Below are 23,131 nucleotides of genomic sequence, written 5' to 3'. Positions count from 1 at the left end.
TAAAAACAATTTGCTTTTCAATAAGTGCAAACTGAGTAATAACATCCCTTTATTTAGGTATATATTTCTTAAACAAATCTGGTTTTAATATTTTTTTTTATTAGTTACTAAGAACACTATTTTAGAGTAATTATCACTTCTTGTACTTCAGAGTAATCTAATCTAAACCATTCTCCTCTAACTCTGTTATGGTCATAAACTTTGTGTAAAGTCTTTTCTAAAAATTGAGCAGTTTTTCTATTTGGAAATGACTTACTACATACAAGCTCAATTGTTGGTTTATCACTCTGTAAAGTTTTCTCACGATATTTTGGATTATTAGAAATGCCTATTTTGTGAAAATTATTTGTCGTGTCAATCATCAAATAAACATAACATTCTTCTTTATAAATAACATTTCTATTATTATCGTTATTTCGCATTAACAATGGTAGATAGTTATTGATATTTTGTTTTACTAATTCTTTATAATCTTTAGCAAGATTCTGAACAACAGTTGCATAATTTTCATTTTTATACCAATAGAAATTTTTAGCAACACTGATAATTGAGTTATTTTTTTTAAAAGATTCTATTTTCCATTTTAATAGTTTATTGTAAGCAAATATTTCAAGTTCATTTTGAGTTATTTGTATTCTAATCTTATTAAAACTTTCATATCTTGATCTCTCTTTTTCATTAGTAATCTCAAACGAAATTATTATTTCATTATCAAACATAAAAAAAACTTTATCTGAAACACATAAATTATATGTTTTAGAAGGAGAAACGTAAAAAATTAAAAAATCTTTACAATCATGATTCTCAAAAGAAAATACTAAATCTTTACCTGTATCAGAATTAGAAACGATACCCCCAATTGGTGAAGGCATATTTTGGCAATATGGATATAAATGTCCTCCAACTACTGACCAAGTAATTTTGGTTGACTTACCAAAATCATCAATTTCAATTCTAGGTTTATTAATAAAATTTTTCTCCATTACATTTCGCGATGTTATCTAAAATTACGTTATGTCGTTTTGCAAGTTCTAGAACTTAGTAGTAAACTATTTACAAATATTAAAAAAGGTAGTGATAAAAAAGATAATTACGCTAAATAGACAATCATGCTAAATTATTGTTGTGTATTTGTTTTTTTTTTAAAATTTATTTGCTCAAAATTGCGATTAAGTTTATCAAAAATAACTTTTTCTCGTGAATTATTATTAATTCCTTTCCAAAGTTCCTCAATTTTCACAGTGTTATTTTTTATCGTACTTTTTGAAGTTAATAAAGTTCCTTTTCTGTAGTCTTTTGCTAAATCAATTGGATTAACTTTATCCAAATAAATTTCTAACATTTTAGGTATTTCGTAAAAATTCTCACAATCGTCTTTAATTATAACTTCAATTTTATTTTTAATAAAAAAAGGATATATTTTATTGAACCACATAGGATTTTGATTCATTGTTTGAATAGTTGGTTTTATTAAGTAAAAAATAAATTTTGCGTTATCATCAGATTGATAGTTTATATAAATTACTGTCTCAATTGTTTTCCAATCAATGAAATGAGTAGTATTAAATAACGGAAGATTATATAAAATTCCGTTATTGTCAAAATAAATGCTTTCTTGATTTTCTTTTTATTTTTTAATTGTTTTTTCAGACACTTTAAAACCAAAACATAATCCATATAAAATAAAACTTGGTACTGAAATAAAAAGTCCTAATGTTACATAGGCTTAGATAACTTTTACATCATTTTTAATCATCATAATAACAATAATAAAACCTATACTTATAAATAGTACTGGTATTAATTTTAATAAAGTAAATATATTAAATTTCATCTAAAAGTTATAGTTAAGTATTAGCAGTTGATCTGGTAATATTAGGAGTTAATTACTTTCTACCCAAACGAAGATATATTAAAAAATGCTAATTCAACTAAATTCATAACTATTGTGTAAAGCCTGTTGGTAGATCGGTTTTCTTTTAAATGATGTTAGCCGTTATATTTTCGCTTAAAAATTTTTTCGTAAGTTCAATTTCCTTTAGATTTAGTTCAAGATGTAAAAAAAAATAATTTTTATTTTCATTGAGTTTAAATTCAATATTATTTTTGTTAAAAACAATTTTATCTATTTTTTCTATTTGAAGTCTATTAGTAACTATACCATTTTCAAAATATATATTGCCATTTTCCATTTTTATTAAGGCGCTTGGTATAAATATTAATCCTTTAAAAATTAGAATTATTCCCGATACGAAAGTTAGAATTGCTATGATCTTAGTTTCATCTATGAATATTAAAATTATAGATATTGAACAAAAAATTACGCCACCAATAAATGGCAAAATATAATAACTATCATTATTACTTCTTATTCGGATTTCGTTTATAGGTATGTTTTTTAGATATTTATTTGATTTGTAAATGTCAAAAATGAAAATGAAAATCAAAATAAATGGAAAGAGACTACTTAAACCTGGAAGATATTTATTAATATCAATTAAAAATGAGAAGATAATAAATATAAAAATTGAAATTATTATTATTAATTCTGATTTAGATTTTGGCTTCATTTGTTCGTTTTTTTTTTCAAAATGGATACTACATCTTAGCGATACAGGATGGATGGAACTTTCTTTAAAACATATTATTTTTACTTGATGGAGATATGTTAAAAAATGTTAATTCTAATAATCTCGCAAAACGCTTTTATGTGCCGTTAATTTTTTTTTAAAAATGTAAAATATTTTTATTTTTAACAAACTCTGAATTTAATAATTTTAAAATTAGAGCTTCCAATTCAGTTTGTTTTAAAGAAATCTGAAGTTCCAAATCTTTACTTAAATCTTCGTTTACAAATTTATCTAACAATGAATTTACATCCACAATATTCAATAAAATTTTTTCTTGTAAATCATCTTTGGTGTCTAAATCAAGGAAAATTCTGTTTCTGTACATTGCAGATTTATTTATTGCTTCAAAATATTTGTCATAATAAGCCTTTCGGTTTTCTTTATCCTTTGAATAAATTTGTAAGCTAAAAAGAGCGAGATGTGTTTCACTTATATATCCGCTTAGATTTAGTTTAAAATTCTCAATCCATCTAATTCTGTAAGAAACGAAAATATTTGACTTCATTTGGTATAATGCGATTATTCCAGTAATTACTACTAACAAAAGTGGTAGTAAAATTTTTAAATTATCGATAGTAAACATCTCTTTGTTAACGAGTTCTTTAAATCGTAGAGTCAGTACCGTAACAAATACTCCTATTAGAAATCCTAAAAATCCTTTTATCATAATTTATATTTTTAAATTTTAATTATCTTGTGCAGTTAAATAGGAAATAATATTTTACTGCTTTGATATGACTGGAAATTAGCAACATTTCAATTTTCGGTTATAAGAAAACTTGATCTGTTACTTTAATTCCTCTAAACTTCAGCTATATCAAAAATGGCTGTTAGAAGTGGCTTTTATTCGTAATATTCTATATTAAAATTAAATGTTTCTCCCATAGAAATACCATTTACTTCTGTAGGATAATTTTCGTTGTCATAAATATAATTATAAATAGTAGATTGTGTTGAATTTTCTGAAATTGATACAATATTATTCTTAAAAAAAGGGAAACTATAACCTTTATAACCACTTATAGAAATGGGGAATTACTGCTAACGTTTTGCGGCTTCATGAAGTAGTGAACTTCGTGACCGAGATTTTCCGGCTAAGATAAAATTTCATGCGAAAGATAAACGTGAATTTACCACATATTTCGCCATTTATGCAAACCGCTGTTGTAGGCAGTAATTATTATATTTTTATTTTTTTCCAAGAAGCGACTAATTCATTTTTGATATCCACATCATTTATTTCATAATATTTAAGTTGGTTTTTAGAAGTTTTTCTAAATAGTTTTTTAAAATCTTTTTCGATTGAATATTTATCGTTTAAAACAAATGAAAAAGATTTAATCTCATTCCATTTAGAATTCTTTAAACTATATATCGTTATTGCTTTATATCTACTTGCACAAGATGAGTAGTATTCTGCAATTTCCATATTTCCATCTTCATCTATATCTCCAATATTTATTATATTATTCGGATGGCAACAATTTGAATCTGTTAATATTCTTGGGATGTTATTATTTGTAAAGTAATATGAATCACCTTCTTCACAATAATTTAAAGCTGGTAAAACAAAAACATAATCCTCTTTTCCATCACCATTCAAATCACCAATATATTCAAATCCTTCATTATAAAACTCATTAAAAATATTCTTATTAAGTCTTATTAGATAACATTTATTTTTTGAGCTTTCATCACTGTATTTAGAAATATCTAATTTAAATTTTCCTTTCAGAATAGAATCATTAATAAATTGAATGTCGTTTAATAAAACAGAGTCTTTTGTTGTATTTTCTTTTCTTTTATTTAACTCTTCTTCATATGAAAAATTTTCCGAAACATTAACTTTAGATTTGGCTCTACTTTCAATTTTTTCAGTTTCTGTTTTACATGCAAAAAAACTTAATAATGTAAATATATAAATATGGTTTCTCATTTTTTGGTGATTATTGCCTACAATTAACCAATAACATCAAGTTTTGCAAAACGCAATAGCAACTTTTTAAGTCCGCCAACTTCAAATTTAATTTCCGCTTTTTTATCAGCGCCTACCCCTTCTATATTTACAATTTGACCTCTACCAAAACGTTCGTGCATCACGATATTTCCCATGGCAAGGTTATTATCAAATAAATTAGGTCCTGATGCAGGTCCGCTACCGGTCATCGGTTTTAGTTTTCTAACTGAAGCTTCTAATTTTTGATCATTCCCTACTGCTTTTTGAGGCGGAGTACCATTAGACGGTTTCGATAAACGCATTTTAGATTTATCTACATCCCCAAAGATATCCTTATCAATAGGCGAATTATATCGGTAATTGGATTCGGCTGGTGTTAGGTATTCTAAAAACTGTCCGTCAATCTCCTCAATAAAACGCGATGGTTCACTATCCGTCAATTTTCCCCAGCGGTATCTTGACTGCGAGTACGTTAAATACGCCTGATGTTCTGCACGTGTTAGCGCTACATAAAACAAACGACGCTCTTCCTCTAACTCACTTCGGGTACTCATACTCATCGCACTCGGAAACAAATCTTCTTCCATTCCTACCACAAAAACATGAGGGAATTCTAGCCCTTTTGCAAGATGAATAGTCATTAACGCTACACGATCTTCATCACTAGTATCTTTATCTAAATCAGTAGCCAAAGCCACATCTTCCATAAATTCAGCCAAAGCACCACGAGCGCCATCAATTTCTTTTTGACCCTCAGTGAAATCTTTTAAACCGTTTAATAACTCCTCTATATTTTGAATTTTAGCCATTCCCTCTGGAGTAGCATCTTTTTTAAGCTCTTGAACTAATCCTGTTTTTTTAGAAACATGATCTGTTACATAAAAGGCATCATGGTTTTGATCAATGGCTTGAAAACTCAAAATCATCAAGACAAAATCTTTTAATTTCTGTTTCGTACCATTGTTTAGTTTTAAATCAATCTTATCAATATTCTGCATGACTTCAAATATAGAACGCTTGTAATGATTTGCAGCAACGACTAATTTTTCAACGGTGGTATCCCCTATTCCTCTTGCGGGATAGTTAATAACACGCATCAATGCTTCCTCATCTTTTGGATTGATAACCAGCCTTAAATAACACAGGACATCTTTGATTTCTTTTCTTTGATAAAAAGACAAACCTCCATAAATACGGTACGGAATATCACGCTTACGCAAAGCATCCTCCATCGCTCTTGATTGTGCATTGGTACGGTACAAAATTGCAAATTGACCATTCGTCATTTGCTGTTGCATTTTTTGTTCAAAAATGGTGCTGGCAACAAAACGTCCTTCTTCAGCATCAGTCATGCTGCGGTGCACTTTTATTTTTGGTCCAAATTCATTTGCTGTCCAAACAATCTTATCCAGCTTTACTTTATTTTTATCAATAATGGTATTTGCTGCTTCTACAATATTACGCGTTGAACGGTAATTTTGCTCTAATTTAAATGTTTTTACGCCTTCATAATCCTTCTGGAAATTCAGAATATTATTAATATTTGCCCCTCTAAAAGCATAAATACTTTGCGCATCATCACCTACAACACAAATATTTTGAAATTTATCTGATAAAGCACGTACAATTAAATATTGGGAGTGGTTGGTATCTTGGTACTCATCTACCATGATGTAACGAAAACGGTTTTGATACTTGGCTAAAACCTCTGGAAAACGTGTCAGCAGTTCGTTGGTCTTTAATAACAAATCATCAAAATCCATCGCACCAGATTTGAAGCATTTCTCTACGTATTTCTCATAAAGCTCACCCATACGTGGCTTTTTAGACATTGCATCAGCCTCCTGCAGCTCTTTGTCATTGAAATAAGCTTTTACGGTGATTAAGCTATTTTTAAAATTAGAGATGCGTCCTAAAACCTGTTTTGGCTTGTACACATCTCGATCCAACTGCATTTCTTTGATAATTCCTGAAATGGCACGAAGCGAATCCTGAGAATCATAAATAGTAAAATTGGAAGGATACCCAAGCTTATCTGCTTCTGAACGTAGAATTCGAGCAAAAACCGAGTGAAAAGTTCCCATCCAAAGGTTTTTAGCTTCGCCAGAACCTACAATGTCTGAGATACGTTTTTTCATTTCACGCGCTGCTTTATTAGTAAAAGTCAACGATAAAATATTAAATGCATCAATTCCTTGTTGCATTAAGTACGCAATTCGTATGGTAAGCACCCTTGTTTTTCCGGAGCCAGCACCAGCAATAATGATCATTGGACCTTCTTTTTGTAAAACGGGTTCGCGCTGGGCTTCGTTAAGTTGGGATATATATTGTTGCATGAAGTTTTTTCTATTTATGCAAAAATAAGAATTTAAGAATTAATACAATCGGAAGCAGTGAAGTTTTAACGGCATAATAGTGTTCGTTTAATACAATAATTATTATTTTATGTATCGAAAGTAATCCGTGCTAAATACTTCAAGATTATTAGCTCGTACTATTTTTTTATTTGTTCCAAAAAACATCGTACGCAAAACGAATTAATGTTCCAACAACCACAACTAAAAAGAAAATTCGGATAAAACCGTTTCCTTTATTAATCGCCAGTTTAGCTCCTAACCAACCGCCTAATGCATTGCAAGCAGCCATGGGTAAAGCAATAGCCCAAATAATTTTACCTTTTAAAGCAAACAGACAAATGGAACCAAAATTAGTTGCCAAGTTGACCATTTTAGCATTTGCAGAAGCATGAAGAAAATCAAACCCCATTAACGCAATAAAAGCAACTACAAAAAAACTTCCCGTACCAGGACCAATAAAGCCATCATAAAAACCCACTATAAAACTAATTAGTACGGCATTTAACACTAACGTTCTATCTGAAATATTTTTAGCTACATGTTGACCAAAGTTTTTCTTTGCATACGTATAAATCGCTAGTAAGGAGAGTATAAAAAGCAGCAGCGGCTTCATGAAATCATTGCTCATATAGGTCAATAAAGTAGACCCTAAAAAGGCTGACGGCATGGCTAATGCCATCATGATAAGAAGTAATTTCCAGTTCATATTTACCTTCTTTAAATACTGATAAGCAGCAAAAGAAGTTCCGCTAAAAGCAGGGATTTTCAGGGTACCAATAACTGTTGAAACAGGCAAATTAGGCAAGAAAATCAAACCCGCTGGTGTTTGAATAAGTCCGCCCCCACCAACAATTGCATCTATAAAACCAGCTACAAATGCTGCGATGCAAAGAAATAATAGGATATAGTTTTCCATGAAAATGTAAAAAATTGAAAATGCAATTAGAAAATGAGGACAATTGACAAAAATACAACTCAACAATCTAAATAACACTATAAACGTTATGAATTTCAACCAAAAAGTATATTTTTGTTTCTCTAAAAAAAAATTATGGATTCTACTATTATTACAAACATACTTGCTTATACAATTCCTTCAATAATTACAGGAGCAGTTGCTTATTTTTTATTCGATTCGCATTTTAAAGACCAACAAAATACACGTCGATGGATGTTGCAAAAAGACAATCAAGCTGCGACTTTACCTTTGCGTTTACAAGCTTACGAGCGCATGACATTGTTCATGGAGCGTATAAATCCTTCGCAACTCATGGTGCGCGTAACGCCTATATCTGATGATAAAAACGAATATCAAAATTATGTTGTAGCACAAATTGAACAAGAATTTGAACACAATTTATCCCAACAAATATACATTAGCGAAGAATGCTGGTCGATTATTTTGGCTGCCAAAAATGCAACCATACAAATGATTCGTTTGGCAACAAAAAAAGATTCGGTTACTAATGCTGATGCCTTACGTGAAGAGATATTGACTTCTTTATTTGATAAAACATCTCCTAGTGGTGCTGCTTTATCTTTTATAAAAAATGAAGTAAACCAACTCTGGTAATCAGTAAATAAAAAGTGCCTTTAACTAAATTTAAAATTAATTGAAGGCCCTTTTTATTATTTTATTTTTTACGGTTTCAACTCAAGAAGCAAACGGTTTAGCTGAAATTGTTCCTTTTCGTTTAGATTGGGTAATATTCTTTGAAAAGAAACCACCATTTCGGGATTTTTAAGCAACAAACGGATGTTGTCTCTACCAAATTTTGAAAACTGCCACATATGGTGCGTTGTTGCATTGACTAAATTTTCTAAAACTTGATCATTGAGCAACTTAAAAGCAAGGAGTTTTTCTAGCGCGTTTTGCCGTGTAGTTGCCTCATAATTAATTGAAGAATAATTGATTAATTCAGTTATTAAAACAGATTTATCTATATCATATTCTTGTGTTGATAAGGCTAATGAGAGCCATAATGTTTTGAGATTGTAATCATTGAAACCAATCCAGTCTTTGGACTCTTCTAAATAAGCAACCCGTTTTTCAGGAAAGTTATTCCACAAATAATACAATGCTAATTCTTGTGTTTGATACGATTCATCATTTAGTAAAGTCTCGTATGCCTTTCTAAATTCTTCCGGAATTTTAGACAATGAACTCGCTACGGCTTGCCTAACTTGAACGTTATTTGTGGCTAGAGCCAATTGTAATAATGCTTTTTTAGCTTCAAATTTCTCGTTTCTTAATTGGTTAACGACGGCTATTTTTACTTCAAAATAAACATTAGATTGCAACACTTCAACAAAAAACTTTTCTTTATCTATCAATGGATTTTTTTTAAGCTTTTCAACTTCAAAAAGGGTTTTTATCATTTTGTTAGACAATAGTAAGTCATTGGCTTGTGATGTATTAAAGGTAGTTGATTCAAGCCATACTTTACTAAAATCTGTAGTATCAAAATCAGCTGTTTTTTTAATTTCGTTAAAAAAATCATCTGTTTCTACTGTTTGATAGCGGTACTTTTTTAAATAATTACAAATTGCTTTTTTAAATTTTTTATCCCCTAATGATTCATTCAAAACAAAAAGTGCCCAAGCCCCTTTTTGATAAAAGCTTAACGAACTTGCTTTGGCATTCAAAACCGGAATACTATCTGTTCGAGAAGCGTATTTTATTTGTTGGGCTGACTCGTATAATTTGTAATAAAAATAATCGTCTCCATATAGTTCACGCTCAGCTAATAAAGCATAGTAGGTTGCAAATCCTTCTTGTAACCAGTGGTGCTTACCACTTTGTGCAGTAATCAAATCACCAAACCATTGATGTGCTAATTCATGTGCATTGACATTGGTATAACTACGGTCTTCAAATCCTATAGCATCTACCACATACCTGCTTGAAAATAGTGTTGCTGTGGTATTCTCCATTCCAGCATACAAAAAATCTCGAACCGGAATTTGTCGGTATACTTCCCAAGGATACTTCACTCCTATTGCTTTTTCTAAAAAATTAAACATTGCTGTACTGTAGCGGTAAGTCGTTTCGTAATTAGCTGTGTCTTTTGGTTCAATATAGTATTCTAAAGGAATTCCCGACTTTGATTTTTCAATGTGTTTATCAAATTTACCTATGGAAAGCATCAATAAGTAAGAACTCATTGGTTTTTTCATTTGATATTTCCAATGATTCAATCCTTCGCTGGTAATTTTAGAATCTAAAACTCCGTTAGAAACTACCTGATACTTTTCATCGACAACTACTTCAAGACCAAAAACTAATTTTTCATTGACATCATCAAAACTTGGAAACCAATTACTTGTATAACGTCCTTGTCCTTGTGTCCAGATTTGTAAATTGTCTTTTTCTTCTGATCCTACAAAGTACAAAGCTTGTTTTGGCTGAGCCAAATAATTAAAACTAATCTCGTATTTTCCTTTTTGGAACGGAAAAATCAGTAGCAATTGTTTTTCATTATTTTCAAAAAGTAGCTGCGCTTGATTCAACTCCACATTAGTAAAGGTCATGTTTTGTGCATCAATTTTAATCGTGTCTATAGGTTGTAAGACTTCTACAATGTAATTGACCGACCCAGAAACTGATTTCTCCTTGGCGTTTACTCTAATTTGTCCCGTAACCGACTTAAAATCGACTGACTGACTTTGTTGTGCAAATGCCACAGTAGATAATAATAATAAAAGGTATTTCATTTATAGGAGGTTTTATAGTATCGTAACGCCATTTTTTTTTAGGATTATTAGTACAATAACAATGATTGCTATCAAATTAATTATAATTCCTTAGTTTTTAAAGTGCTAAAATAAATTTGTTCACTTTAAGAATCCCAATTTTTCAATTGCTTAGAGGTTATTTTATAGTTGTTTTGTAATAACGCTATTGTCAATATATTGTCGTCAAAGTTACAAATATTTAGTATTAGAAGTCACGGCTTGTTATAAAAACAGTACTTTTTTTGTACGTTTACAACCAAATTCAACAACAATAAATTGAAAAAGAAAGCCTTATTTAATTGGAGTAGCGGTAAAGATTCCGCTTTAGCATTATACAAAACCCTACAGAATCCTGAAATTGAAATTTGCACACTGCTAACGAGTGTTAATGAGCAGTTTCAGCGCATTTCTATGCACGGTGTTCGCGTAGAATTGTTACAGCAACAGGCAAAAAGTATTGGATTGCCTCTCGAAATCATGCAAATTCCTGAAATGCCCACAATGGAAGTTTATGAAACCGTAATGTCAAATACACTGAGTAAACTTAAACAACAAGGTATTACTCACTCCATTTTTGGAGATATTTTCCTTGAAGACCTACGCAAATATCGAGAAGACAAGTTAGCAACGCTCGATTTTGAAGGTATTTTTCCGCTATGGAAAATCCCTACACATGATATAATTCAGGAATTTATCAGTTTGGGTTTTAAAACCATTGTGGTTTGTGTCAACGAACGTTATCTCGACAAAAATTTTGTTGGCAGAATTATTGATCAAGAATTCCTCAATGATTTGCCTGAAAATGTTGATGTTTGTGGTGAAAATGGAGAGTTCCATACATTTACTTTTGATGGTCCTTTATTTTCATATCCAATAAATTTTGAAATAGGTGAAATTGTTTACCGTAAATATGAAAAACCCGAAAAAGTAGATAGCTCAGACACAGCCTGTGATACTAGTGCTACTGATGCGTTTGATTATGGGTTTTGGTATTGTGATTTACTTGAAAAATAATAAAAAAGCACTTAAGTTAATTTCTTAAGCGCTTTCAGATAAATTAATAATTACTATTAGCTCACTTTACTGTCTTCATACATTTTCAACAAGTTAGTAACGGTATTCCAGTTTCTAATAGTAGCTGTAAGGTTTAATTTTTTCTCTATGTATTTTTGATCTAGCCTTGTTTTTCCAGCACCTACCGCATATTTAATAAAAATTTTGTTTTTATCAATTTGTGCTTCGTCTGGCTTGAACTGACTAATTTTTAAGTCGTTGATGTTGTCACTTCGTAACTCTTTTGATACAAAAGCCACGTATAATTTTTTTAAGTCGGCTTCTTTTTCTTTCAAAAAAGGATTATTTGAAAAGCAGTTTTGCAAATCCTCCATTCCCAAGACTATAGCAGGTACATCATAACCAAATTCCTTAAAAATCTCTTGTTTGATTTTAAAACCCACCGTAGCAGCATCTGGTTCTTCACTAGTCACAAAAACATTTCCTGATTGTATGTAGGTAGCCACATTAGTAAATCCCATGTTTTCTAGCATTTTTTGCAAGGCATCCATTTTAATCATGTTGTGTCCTGAAACATTGATACCACGTAATAAGGCGAGATGAGTTGTCATTGTATGCTTTTTTTTTATTTGGATCCAAAGATATTGTCTTTACAATAGAAATCACAATTTAAATTCCCGCTTTATTCTTTAAATGTAAATTGAAACAATCGAGATTTAAATAAAAGGTATTGCTCCTACTTCCTTTTCTTATTATTTTCCTCTAATAAATATAAAGTATGGTCTAAAGCTTTTGTGCTAGTCCAATCGTGGTGCCCCGTTATGATGTATTTGGGATCTTGAAATTTAGCTTGCACTTTTTTTATCGTTTTTGGCCATTGCGGGACATTTGCTTCCCCAACATACTCTAAATCTCTTGCATCGATACTTTTTACAAGGCAACCTCCATAAAGTACTTTTTGGTCGTTGAACCAAATAACAATATTATCTTTTGTATGTCCTGGACCGGCATAATATGTTTCAAAAGTTTTATCGCCAACCGTAAAAACAGTATCTTTTTGTATCAAAAATTGCGCTTTAGGCTGGTTCTTTTTAATCGAAATCTTATCAGTCAAATTGGTCGTGTAGGTTTTGATTCCGTGTTGTTTATAAAAATCCAATCCTGATGTTCTGTCTTCGTGAGAATGGGTGGCTATTGCCATAATTACTTTTTTATGGTGGCGCGATTCAATGCTGTCTAATAAATTTTGATAAGGAAAATCATCCCATGGCGAGTCAATAAGTACTACACCAGCAGTAGTAACAACATACATGGCATTAGCATCTTGTTTTTTAGTACCAAACATTTTGTAGCTGCTGTAAACATAAAAATCAGTTGTAATTGGCGTAATTTTTAATTCGTTTTTTACTGTTTGTCCAGTAGCAACAATGCTTAGAAATAAAAACAGCAAGCAATTAGTATAAAAAGTTTTCCTTATCATCTTATTTTTTATCCTCTAGTTTTAAAATAATCTCTTTTACTTGATTACCAAAATAATACGCTAACTCTAGTTTGTCGTTCATTTGATTTTCCAAAACTACAACACTAATTTTATTTTTAGGAAAATAAATGTTTAAAGACGCAAAACCATCACCCAAGCCAGTGTGTCCTATGTATTTTGTTTTTCCATTATTATTTACTCGAATCCCATAGCCGTAACCACATTTTTCTTTCCCAAAGGAATTGTGTTGTGCTAAAACGGTTTCACTCACCATCAATTTATAAGTTTCTGGTTTTAAAATTTTACCCTCATGCAAGTTGGAATTCCAAATCACCAAATCTTCTGCGGTGGTAATGATACCGTCAGCGGGAGTAGAATCGGGATTTATTTGTGACGTTTCTACTTTCGTGAAAACACCGTCTTTGTTTTTGTAACCCGTTACAATAGGTTTGTTTTTATCTTTTACATAAGCAAAAGTATGTTTCATTTTTAGTGCTTTAAACAATGAATCAGCCATTTGATTATAGGTTTTTTTACTCGAAAAAGCGATAATTTTCCCTAAAAGTACATTAGAGAAATTTCCATATTTAAAACTAGTTCCAGGTTTGAATAATAACGGCTTGTCTATAGCCTCAATTCCGTGCGTGTGGTTCAGCAATTGATGAACTGTAACTGTATCAGCCCAAGATTGCGTTAAATAAGGCAAATAAGTTTTTATAGGTGCTTGCAAATCAACCTTACCTTTATCAACTTCTCTTAAAAGTAATGCTGCTGTTATTTGTTTCGAATTAGACATGATTTCGAAATTATCTTGCATTTTTAAGGGCGTTTTCTTTTCTAAATTCGAAAAACCATACGCTTTAGTATATTTCAAGATACCGTTTTCGGCTATCGCAATCACTCCATTAAACGTTCTAACATCAGTAGTTTTGATCAAACTATCTATAAAGGCAGCATAATAGATCTTTTTTTGTGCAAACAAATTGCAGTGGATAAAGAGTAGTAATACTGTAATATGACAAGAGATGTGCTTGCTTGTTTTCATTTATTTACGGTAGTTATTTTAGTTTAATTTTATATTATTACTTTCTGCTATTTTTATAAATAAAGCTTCTTTATCTTCCGCTTTTAACTTTTGATACATCATTGCCATAATTTTTTCAGAGTCCGCTTTGTAATCTGAATTTTCATTAGTGTAAATGCGGTGTGCCTTAAAAATATTATCCAATGCTTTTTCATATTCTTTTAAACCAAAATAGGCTTTTCCTGCTCCATAATACCCCTCTGCATTATTCGGTTCATAATCGATGAGTTTTTCATAATAACGAACCGAGTTTTTAAAATCGGATTTTAAAGAATACACAACAGCAATATTCATTAATGAAAAGTTTCCCTCAGGATAAATTACTAGTGATTTTTTATAATATTTTATAGCATTGTCATAATCGTCAAGCTTACGGTAACAAGCAGCCATATCATCATAGGCAAGAACATAATTTTTGTCTTCTTTAATTGCCAATTGAAAACCTTCAATGGCCAACTCGTATTTGCCCGTAATCATCATGTCTTTGGCCATTGTATAATAATTCGCCGCACTTTGATTATCCGAATCAGCGTAATGCACCTCTCTCTTAGCCTTAATTTTTTCTTCTTTTACAACGTTGCAAGTTTCAGGTAAAAGAGCCTTAATCTCTCGCATTATTGTAGTAATCCCTTCCACTGTATTAGCTTTTTCTCTAATTTTCTCATCCTTTTCTTCCATAAAAGTTTTTGCAAATGAATTCCCAATACATTCACTAAAGTTTTTTTCAGAAGGCCTATTATAATCCGCCAAACAATTGCAGGTTTCTATTGCCGCTCTTTTTTCTAAAGATTGAGAAAAAGAGAATATGCTATATAGTAGCATGAAAGTAAATAAGATCCATTTTTTCATATTTGTGTTTTAATTTCTATTTTTTTTAATGAGGTAGATAGTTTTTAAATCAATTACTAGTTTACATTCTCGTCTTTTCTCTTGTCCAAATACGTTTTCATAAATAATACAGCAACAGCCAAGCGAAAAAAACGATATACCCAAATATTTACTTCCCAAAACAATAGTTCGTGGGTAGTTCTTGTATCAAATAAGGAATAGATAAAAGAGATTAAAAATAATATGGCTAAGCCTAAATAAACATTTTTGGACATCTTCATAATTAGTTCGTTTTTTTAAACTAGGTAATTGGTTCGTTTTTTAAGTATTTGTTTAAACTTATAAACGTAGTAAAAAATTAAATATAAATATATAAAAAGTACTACATGTGTTGCTATATTAAACAAGCTTTGAATAAATTCATAAATTGAACTATAGTCTGTTATGTTGTATAAAAATGTAATTAGTATAAAATCGAATAGTAAGGACAGTATAATAATCCAAAATTTTTGTTTTATGATTTTAGTAACTACACTTCCTAAAAGACAACTTAAAATAACTGCTCCTGCAAATTTTTCAGTTGCACCTATTTGATTATTAGACATGAAAACCGTTAAATATGAAAAAAGTGCAATAATAACCGTATTTACAATTGCCATTACCGTTAGTAATTTCTGCATTTTTATATTCTTTTAACTATTTAATTCTTCTTATAGTAACCATCTCAATTAGGTGATCACATTAACTTAGAGAAAAAAGTGTTGGCATTAGTAATTTTTATTCAAGAATAAATATCTTTTCAAATAATATTGTTTTAGTAATTTTAGCATTTTCAAGATCAAAATAGCTATTCTTTCCGCTTAACTTTGTTAATCCAAACCATTCGGTAAATCTTTCAAAAGTTCTTAAAGTGTAACAGCTATTGAATAGTTTCTCGGGAGTCGAATAGTCTTCATTAAAATAGGTGATGAACTTTTCAAAAACTTGTAGGTACTTTTCAGCAAAATAGTTAGTTGAGTTTTCTTTGTCGCCAAATTTTTTCAATAAGTAAATTGAAAATAAATAGCCATATTGTCCAACTGGTTCTTTTGTGTAACCGTCGTTGTAAGCCCAATTAAATTTTTCTGAAAAAATCAAAAAAATTATTTTAAAAAGTTCAACACGATTTTCGTTTTTTAAACATCTTTCGCCATTTTTTGTAAGCAATAATTTCCCCTTAGTCTTTTTGACAAGATTTGTCGATTCACATACAATTCTAGCGGTCTTTATTGGAACACATACGTCTTCTCTATAAAGTTTGTTAATTCCAGATTCGATGTGTTCGTCAACAATAAATCTAAAATCATATAATTCAATAAGTATTTTTTTTGGAAGTGCCCCTAGTGGCGTGAGTTTTATAAATCCATCTCGTTTTATAATTTTCAGTAACTCTTCTGAAATTCTAAAAAAAGGAATTTCATCAAGTATCTCAGAATTAATTGTACTACTAAACTTAATACAAGAATTTTCACCCAGCGGATTATAAATTAATTCATGAGTTTGATTTGGAGTTAAGCCAGATAATTTATCTGATTCAGAATTATTATATTTAAAAATTTCGTCAGGAATTCCCGAAATATACATATTTAGTTGGTTTTTAAATTATTACTGTATCGTCTCACGCTTTATACTTGTGAGTTTTGAGACCGATTGTTTTTTGCTAAACAAAAATACACTTTGAAACATTAAAGCTACTAAAATTCCAAATATGGCAAAACCTTGTTATACATTCATTCTTATCCTTGTTAAGTTATTAAGCTTTTCATTTGGGTCTTTGATACTTTAGAAGAGTAAGCTCTTATTGCAATTTTACATTTTGTGGTTAGTTTTTATGTCCTAAATCCAATACTTGATTTGTCGTTAGTGTTGTTGTTCTCCCCTTCCATTTTAGCTTTGATTACTAGGTAGCTGTTTAACTCCTGCAAAGAAATTGATGGTTTGTTGCTTCTGATTGTTTCCAATACAATTGATTTTGTAATTCTTAAACTGTCTTTTAATGCTTTTCTTGAAGCTTCATCACATAAAAATTTAATGTCGCTTGAAACATAGTTTTCTGTTGCCATGGCTAATTCTTCATAATTCAGACCAATTTCTGTTGGTCGCTTTTTTAAGTACAATTGAAAAATCAATTTTCGGGCTTCAAAGTCAGGCGGTGGCAAATAAATATGTTTATCTACTCTTCCTGAACGTAAAATTGCTGGGTCAATAGCATTTGGTCTATTTGTAGCACCGATTATAAAAATACCGTCATCTCCACAATTATTCATTTGTGCTAAAAATTCATTGACAACACTTGTGTTCATATGGCTAATGTTAGCTGTATCTCTATTTGGAACAAGTGCGTCTAATTCGTCTATGAAAATTATACTTGGTGCGTTTTGTTTTGCTTCACCAAACAAATTTTTGATATTTTCCTGCGAAGCATTTACAAATTTACTTTGAATGTCAGATGGTTTTATCTGATAAAAATTAAATCCAATTTCTTCTGCCATTTTCTCTGCAAAGAATGTTTTCCCACATCCTGGCGGACCATAAAGCAACATTCCGTTTGGAATTGTTAAACCATATTCTGCATAGCGTTCTTTTTGGTTTAGAGCATCAATAACATCTAATTGAATGGTATTTTTTAATTCTTGCATTCCTGCAATGGAAGTAAATCCTTTCCCTTTCTTATTATCTTTGGATTGAACTTTATTAACCTTTTCTTCAGGAATTGAAAGTTCAACCTCTAATTCTCCGTTTAATGTTTGAATAAATTCTTTTACAGATTTAAAACGGTTTTCTGCTTTTGGTTGTAATGCTTTTCGGATTATACTTTGTGTTTGCTCATCTATTTTATCAGAAAATTTTAAAGACTTTTTTCTTTCGTCTAAGATAACTTCTTCTAATTGTATTCTGCCAGATTTATATTTTGATATTTCTATAAAATAAGGTGGTAGGCCTGTAAGTAAATGATAATACAATGCTCCCACAGAATAAACATCGCTTTGGCATGAAAAGACTTTATTGAAAGTTTCATTCGCTGTATAAAACAAATTTATACCCTCTTTCAAAAAATCTTTATTGGATTGTTTTAAAAAACGAGCATATCCAAAATCTATGATTTTCGCAATATTAACTTTCCCAGATAAATCTAACATTATATTTTGATTCGTAATGTCATTATGAATGATTTGCTTGTTGTGTAAATAATTCAAACCATTTAAAACACTCAAAATGATACTTTTTGCTTCATATAAATTCAAGGTGTTTTCACGTTTCATTTTTTCAGCTAGAGTTTCGCCACTTACAAAATCTAAAACCACATAGGCCAATTTTTGGTTGTCAATTACGACATCTCCACTATCGTTGTACTTAACTAAATTCGAATGTTTGATTTGTTTAAGCATTTCAATTTCTAAAATTTCTCCGCTTTCTGTAAATTGTGTTCTATGCAGTTTGGCGAAGTCAAAAAGTTTTAGAAATTTGATTTCTTTTGTTTCATTTTGTACACGATAAGTTTCGGCATAGCTTCCTTTTTTCATAAAGAAGCTAACCGAATATTTGCCGTCAATAATTTGACCTTTTGTTAATATAGATTTATTCATCATTTTGTTTCTTTAAAAGCCTAACCATTAATCCTACTTCAATAATCTCATCTATATTATTCCACAACTCCCGCCTTAAAATAATTTTTAAAAACGGTTGATACAACAATGCCATAGCTCCGAAAATTATTAACTCGATTTGTTTTCTTTGTTGATTTTCATGGTAAGTTAAAATTCCAAAGCCAACAAAAGCCGCAAACCTAACCAATTAGAAATAACCATAAGGCATATCTAAAATGCAGAGGAAAAGTAGCGATTCTAAAGCAATTTTGCTGATTTTATCCATTCTATAAAGCTTCTTCAGCATTACTTGGACTTGTACTAAAGTTTCCGTTTTGTTGCAGTATTAGTTCATATCGTAAAACATTGTTAAATAAGTATTGAGGTTCGTCCTTTCCAAATTCCTCACTGGAAATAAATCCTCCATTCATTGCTCCATTTTTCATTTCTTTTTCGGGATTCCATCCTTTTCCATAGTAGAAAAATGCTTGGTAAGTGCCATTAGGGAAAGAAAATGTATAACTATCACCTGCCTGAATAAATGAGTGACTTACAACTTTATCATTATTTTTTATAGTTACTAAAACGTCTGCATTACTTGTTCTTACTTTTATTTGCGAACAGCCATTATCACTACAAGATGAGTTTTTGCCATAATATATTGAATAAGGTGTTGAACCTGTATGCAAAGAATTAGATATATACTTGTTATAGATTTCTTTTTCTTTGCGTTCTTTTTCCAATATAATTTCTCTTTCGAGCCGCTCCACTTCTGATTTTTTTTCTTGCTCTACACGAACTTGTTCCAATCGGATCGATTCCGCTTTATTTCTCTCAGCTAATTGATGTTCTAATTCGATTTGTTGGCGCTCTTCGGTAGCCAATCGATCTTTTCTCGCTTGTTCTGATTCACAAGAGGTTAAAAGCATTATAGTTAAAAGCGAAAGTGAAATTATTTTTATTTTCATAGTTTTTGATTTTTATCCGACTAAAACAGTATCATCACCGCTTGGTTTTTCTGTATCTGGTAATAAATTGACTAAATCAATAACAATAGGATGTAAATCGTCAGTAGTTGGATTTTCTCCGATTTGTTGTAAACCGTCATTTAAAAGTTGTCTTGCTCGATTGCTATCTTTCCAATGGTATGAACCAAAATTTTGATTGTGTTGTCTAATGAAATTAATCAATTGATATACTAAAGTCATTTGAAAAAATACAGAATGTATTTCCTCTGCCAACGCTTTACCTAATTTAATATCCTGGGATTGAATCACTTCCTCTAATTGGTTTCTTAATTGATTTACGATTTGAGTTGTTTTATCATTTCCTAAGTCCTTATTAGCTTTCTCTAATCTGTAAAATTCTTCTTTTAGCTCTTCTTCCAATTTTGGCCATTCTGTAGTTTCGCTTAATTCGTCAATAGTTTTAAGCGTTTTACGAAGATTTGTTAAAACTTCTTGTTTACCGTCCACATCGTTTTTGCTATTGTCAAATTTTTTTTCTAATTCAGTAATATCATTTTCAATTTTTTGAACTTTATCAGCGTTTATTCCATCGTCTTTCAATTCTTCAACACTTCCTTTTGCTTTTCGGATTTCATTTGAAAGCCAATTTGTTTCTATAGATTGAATCGTTCTTTCAACGTTCGCTTCATATGAAAAATCTAAATAAGGAAAATATGCCATTACAGTAATTTGCTCTGATCTGTCAATATTTACAGTTAAATCTACATCGCTATTTTCGGGCAATAAAGCGGGTAAATCTGCTCCGCTTATGATAATATCCTTAATGTGATTGTTGTGAATTGCTCTAGTTCCTTCTGCCTCGTGTTCTCCTTCATAAATTGGAATTTTAATAAAGTCGGTATCCATTCCTGGGCGGATTTGCTTTTGGGTTTTTAGCCCATTTCTTGTTCCTACTGCAGGAATAGATTTGTTTTTCTCTAAATTTTTAAGCGTTTCAAAAACTATTTTGCCTGTTTCTCTTTTTTTAATTTCAATACCAATATTGTATGCCAATGTAGCACTTCCAATTTTAGAACCTTGTATAACATTAAATTGTTTGGGTTCGCTTTCTAAAACATTTCCTTTATCATCAAATAGGATAACTTCAAAACTATTTGTTTTGCCCTCTATTAATTGTGTTTCAATGACTTCACCAATTTCGTTGATTTCAACTTTTCCACTTGACCAAGCTTTGTCGATTCTTGTAATTTCAGCAAATACTTTGTTTGGAATTGTTCCCTCTGTTTTATCTGCCAAAATTTTAATCGTTACAAATTCTTCTAATTCTACGGTTGATGCTTCGTGTCCGATTTCAATTTGAATTTTCGACTTATCTCTTGTCTGCTCTTTTATTTCTTCCGAAATGTCAATTGTAGAGGCATACAAGGCTGCACCTTTAGAAACAACAGTCATTGGGTCAACAGTTGTATCAGGCTTGCAAATCTGTTTCTCTAACATTTTTCTAACTATTGGCGAAAAAGTTGGTCCACCTACTAAAATCAAAGAATCCAAAGACGAACCTTTTAAATTATTTCTTTCAATTAACTTTTTAGAAATATCTATAGCTTTTTGAAAAATAGGTGCTAATGCTCTTTCCATATCAGTTTGTGTAACTGTAATGTCTAATTCAAATTCATCTCCGTTGTCGTCTTCTCCGGGAATATCACCTAAATCAGAAAGAATATTATGCGTATCGTTAAACGATAATTTAATCTTCGTTTCCTCTGCGTAAAATTTCATTGCATTACGCAAAATTTGTTTTTTGTTATCGTCTTCTAAAATAGAATCTATGGCATAATTTTGTTCGATATAAGGCATAATAATTTCATCAACGATAGCCAAATCTAAATTTTTACCCCCTAAATAATTATCGCCTTCTGTATCTTTTACCAGCATAATACCATCTTCGACCTTAAGCAAAGCAGCATCAAATGTTCCTCCTCCAAAATCGAAAACCAACCAAAAACCATTTTTCTTTTTACTGTCTAAACCGTAAGCCATTGCAGCGGCAACGGGTTCTTGTAACAATTCTATATGATTGAAACCAGCTAATTTTGCAGCTTCACGAGTGGCTTCTTTTTGATTATTCCCAAAAGCCGCAGGAACGGTTATCACAACTGCATTTACATTTTCATCAACAAATGATTTTAATGTTTTTAAAACCTCTGCTGACAATTCTTCTGAACTTAATTCTTTTCCTAAATTGGAACTAGAATATTTTTTATCCGTTCCCATTGTTCTTTTGAACTCAATGAATACATTTGAATCATCAACCCAATTTTTCATTGCACCAAGTTTATCTCTTCGTAAAGTATTGTATGAAGTATCTCCAACTTGTATAGCTTTTCTTTTGTTAAAATAAACACAAGAAGGCAAAGTGTCTTTTAAAATGTCTGTTTTTTTAATGATTGCTTCTCCATTTTCAATTCTTGAAATTGCGGAATTGGTTGTTCCTAAGTCAATACCGTAGTCTATTTTTGTTCTTGCCATAATTTTAATATTATTTTTCTCCAATACTTACTTCTATTTGAGCAGATTGAATCATTTGTTCTTTATAATTTACTTGTGGTTTGATAATTCTTGTTATTATTTGTTTTCCTGTTTCAATATCTTCACTTGGAATGAAATTCGCTATTACTTTCATACCTTCGTTGTATTCTTTCCCTAACATTTCCACTAATTCATAACCGTTAGAAGCGAAATTATCTTGTATTCTTTGTACAGATGCAGAAAGTTGTTTTAATCCTTTTGTGCTTGAATCCATTTGTTGCAAATTTTTATGAATTCTCACAATTTCATCAGCTACTTTTAAAGCCAAAGAATGGTCGATTTCAATATTGGAATTAGCAGAAGTAATTTGTTTTTCTTCTTGTTTCAATTTTAGCTGTGTGTCCAAAACTTCAATAAGTTTACTATCTAATTTGATACTTTCTTCTTCTAAAGATTTTTTTGTGTTTTTGATTTGGGTTTCTACATCAGTTTTACTCGTTGCAATACGTTTGCCCAATAGCCAATATATAACACCACCTAAAAGTAACGTTACTAAAGTTGCGATAATCCAATACAAACGATTTGTATTTACGTCTTTGTCTAACTTTGAAATGCTATCTTTTGCAGTAGTTTCTGTTTGTTGAATTTTTGTACCTAAATCATTTGCAATTGCTCGAATATTTTGAACATTTTTATTTGTTTCAATTTTCAGACTGTCGATTAGTTTATTTTGATTTTCTGTTTTCGCAGAAAGTTTTGCCAGCTCATTTTTTTGCTGGCTGATTATAACTTGTTGATTGTTTAGTTTTTGGTTTAACGAAACAAGTTCCTGCTGTTGCTTTTGCAAGTCTTGATTTTTTTCTTGTGCAAAAATTGTTATTGCACAAAGCAGAATGGGAATGAGTATAGTTTTTTTCATTTAT

General features: G+C 30.6%; 21 protein-coding genes. 2 read left to right on the top strand and 19 right to left on the bottom strand.

What is annotated here, in order from left to right; translation table 11 throughout:
- Positions 1-116 precede the first annotated feature (116 nt).
- From HNP99_RS05725 to HNP99_RS05695, 7 genes are all read right to left on the bottom strand, one after another.
- The gene (locus tag HNP99_RS05725; RefSeq protein WP_173852210.1) at positions 117-983 is read right to left on the bottom strand and encodes a GIY-YIG nuclease family protein; all 867 of its coding nucleotides are present in this window, start codon (positions 981-983) and stop codon (positions 117-119) included.
- A gap of 134 nt (positions 984-1,117) precedes the next feature.
- On the bottom strand, positions 1,118-1,342 hold the full coding sequence (locus HNP99_RS05720; RefSeq protein ID WP_173852208.1) for a hypothetical protein: 225 nt from the start codon (positions 1,340-1,342) through the stop codon (positions 1,118-1,120).
- 637 nt (positions 1,343-1,979) lie between these two features.
- Entirely contained in the window at positions 1,980-2,570 is a 591-nt protein-coding gene (locus HNP99_RS05715) for a hypothetical protein (protein ID WP_173852206.1), read from the bottom strand.
- A gap of 157 nt (positions 2,571-2,727) precedes the next feature.
- Positions 2,728-3,297 carry a hypothetical protein gene (locus HNP99_RS05710; RefSeq protein ID WP_173852204.1) on the bottom strand — a complete coding sequence of 190 codons (570 nt, stop codon included), beginning with the start codon at positions 3,295-3,297 and terminating at the stop codon, positions 2,728-2,730.
- Positions 3,298-3,810: 513 nt separating this feature from the next.
- The gene (locus tag HNP99_RS05705; RefSeq protein WP_173852202.1) at positions 3,811-4,566 is read right to left on the bottom strand and encodes an FG-GAP repeat domain-containing protein; all 756 of its coding nucleotides are present in this window, start codon (positions 4,564-4,566) and stop codon (positions 3,811-3,813) included.
- A gap of 23 nt (positions 4,567-4,589) precedes the next feature.
- A complete protein-coding gene (locus HNP99_RS05700; protein WP_173852200.1) occupies positions 4,590-6,923 on the bottom strand; it encodes an ATP-dependent helicase in 2,334 nt (777 codons plus the stop codon).
- Positions 6,924-7,089: 166 nt separating this feature from the next.
- Positions 7,090-7,860, bottom strand: coding sequence for a sulfite exporter TauE/SafE family protein (locus HNP99_RS05695; protein ID WP_173852198.1), 771 nt, complete (start codon positions 7,858-7,860; stop codon positions 7,090-7,092).
- A gap of 135 nt (positions 7,861-7,995) precedes the next feature.
- Between HNP99_RS05695 and HNP99_RS05690 the strand changes: the two genes are divergently transcribed.
- Positions 7,996-8,517, top strand: coding sequence for a DUF7935 family protein (locus HNP99_RS05690; RefSeq protein WP_173852196.1), 522 nt, complete (start codon positions 7,996-7,998; stop codon positions 8,515-8,517).
- 68 nt (positions 8,518-8,585) lie between these two features.
- Here the strand turns inward: HNP99_RS05690 and HNP99_RS05685 are convergent, their stop codons facing one another.
- Entirely contained in the window at positions 8,586-10,658 is a 2,073-nt protein-coding gene (locus HNP99_RS05685; RefSeq protein WP_173852194.1) for a M1 family metallopeptidase, read from the bottom strand.
- Between the two features lie 297 nt (positions 10,659-10,955).
- On the opposite strand from HNP99_RS05685, the gene HNP99_RS05680 reads away from it, so the two are divergent.
- Positions 10,956-11,693 carry a Dph6-related ATP pyrophosphatase gene (locus HNP99_RS05680; protein WP_173852192.1) on the top strand — a complete coding sequence of 246 codons (738 nt, stop codon included), beginning with the start codon at positions 10,956-10,958 and terminating at the stop codon, positions 11,691-11,693.
- 56 nt (positions 11,694-11,749) lie between these two features.
- Here the strand turns inward: HNP99_RS05680 and HNP99_RS05675 are convergent, their stop codons facing one another.
- The 11 genes from HNP99_RS05675 to HNP99_RS05630 form a co-directional block, all read right to left on the bottom strand.
- Complete coding sequence (locus tag HNP99_RS05675) at positions 11,750-12,304, bottom strand: DUF1697 domain-containing protein (RefSeq protein WP_173852190.1); 555 nt, start codon at positions 12,302-12,304, stop codon at positions 11,750-11,752.
- Positions 12,305-12,429: 125 nt separating this feature from the next.
- On the bottom strand, positions 12,430-13,173 hold the full coding sequence (gene bla, locus HNP99_RS05670; protein WP_173852188.1) for a BlaB/IND/MUS family subclass B1 metallo-beta-lactamase: 744 nt from the start codon (positions 13,171-13,173) through the stop codon (positions 12,430-12,432).
- Position 13,174: 1 nt separating this feature from the next.
- Entirely contained in the window at positions 13,175-14,218 is a 1,044-nt protein-coding gene (locus tag HNP99_RS05665; protein WP_173852186.1) for a serine hydrolase domain-containing protein, read from the bottom strand.
- Positions 14,219-14,236: 18 nt separating this feature from the next.
- On the bottom strand, positions 14,237-15,106 hold the full coding sequence (locus tag HNP99_RS05660; RefSeq protein ID WP_173852184.1) for a tetratricopeptide repeat protein: 870 nt from the start codon (positions 15,104-15,106) through the stop codon (positions 14,237-14,239).
- 275 nt (positions 15,107-15,381) lie between these two features.
- On the bottom strand, positions 15,382-15,765 hold the full coding sequence (locus HNP99_RS05655) for a hypothetical protein (protein WP_173852182.1): 384 nt from the start codon (positions 15,763-15,765) through the stop codon (positions 15,382-15,384).
- A gap of 97 nt (positions 15,766-15,862) precedes the next feature.
- Entirely contained in the window at positions 15,863-16,708 is an 846-nt protein-coding gene (locus HNP99_RS05650; RefSeq protein WP_173852181.1) for a hypothetical protein, read from the bottom strand.
- Between the two features lie 245 nt (positions 16,709-16,953).
- On the bottom strand, positions 16,954-18,714 hold the full coding sequence (locus HNP99_RS05645) for an AAA family ATPase (RefSeq protein ID WP_254596827.1): 1,761 nt from the start codon (positions 18,712-18,714) through the stop codon (positions 16,954-16,956).
- The gene (locus tag HNP99_RS17840; protein WP_371810444.1) at positions 18,704-18,919 is read right to left on the bottom strand and encodes a DUF6804 family protein; all 216 of its coding nucleotides are present in this window, start codon (positions 18,917-18,919) and stop codon (positions 18,704-18,706) included. The genes HNP99_RS05645 and HNP99_RS17840 overlap by 11 nt, the downstream gene beginning before the upstream one ends.
- Positions 18,920-18,998: 79 nt before the next feature.
- Positions 18,999-19,679 (bottom strand): hypothetical protein, encoded by a 681-nt coding sequence (locus HNP99_RS05640; RefSeq protein ID WP_173852178.1) that lies wholly within the window; start codon positions 19,677-19,679, stop codon positions 18,999-19,001.
- A 12-nt stretch (positions 19,680-19,691) separates the two neighbouring features.
- On the bottom strand, positions 19,692-22,208 hold the full coding sequence (locus tag HNP99_RS05635; protein ID WP_173852177.1) for an Hsp70 family protein: 2,517 nt from the start codon (positions 22,206-22,208) through the stop codon (positions 19,692-19,694).
- A 10-nt stretch (positions 22,209-22,218) separates the two neighbouring features.
- The gene (locus HNP99_RS05630; protein WP_173852175.1) at positions 22,219-23,127 is read right to left on the bottom strand and encodes a type VII secretion EssA family protein; all 909 of its coding nucleotides are present in this window, start codon (positions 23,125-23,127) and stop codon (positions 22,219-22,221) included.
- Positions 23,128-23,131 lie beyond the last annotated feature (4 nt).

This window comes from Flavobacterium gelidicaeli (assembly GCF_013294005.1).
GTDB lineage: Bacteria > Bacteroidota > Bacteroidia > Flavobacteriales > Flavobacteriaceae > Flavobacterium.
This window is presented reverse-complemented; position numbering and strand designations above follow the sequence as displayed.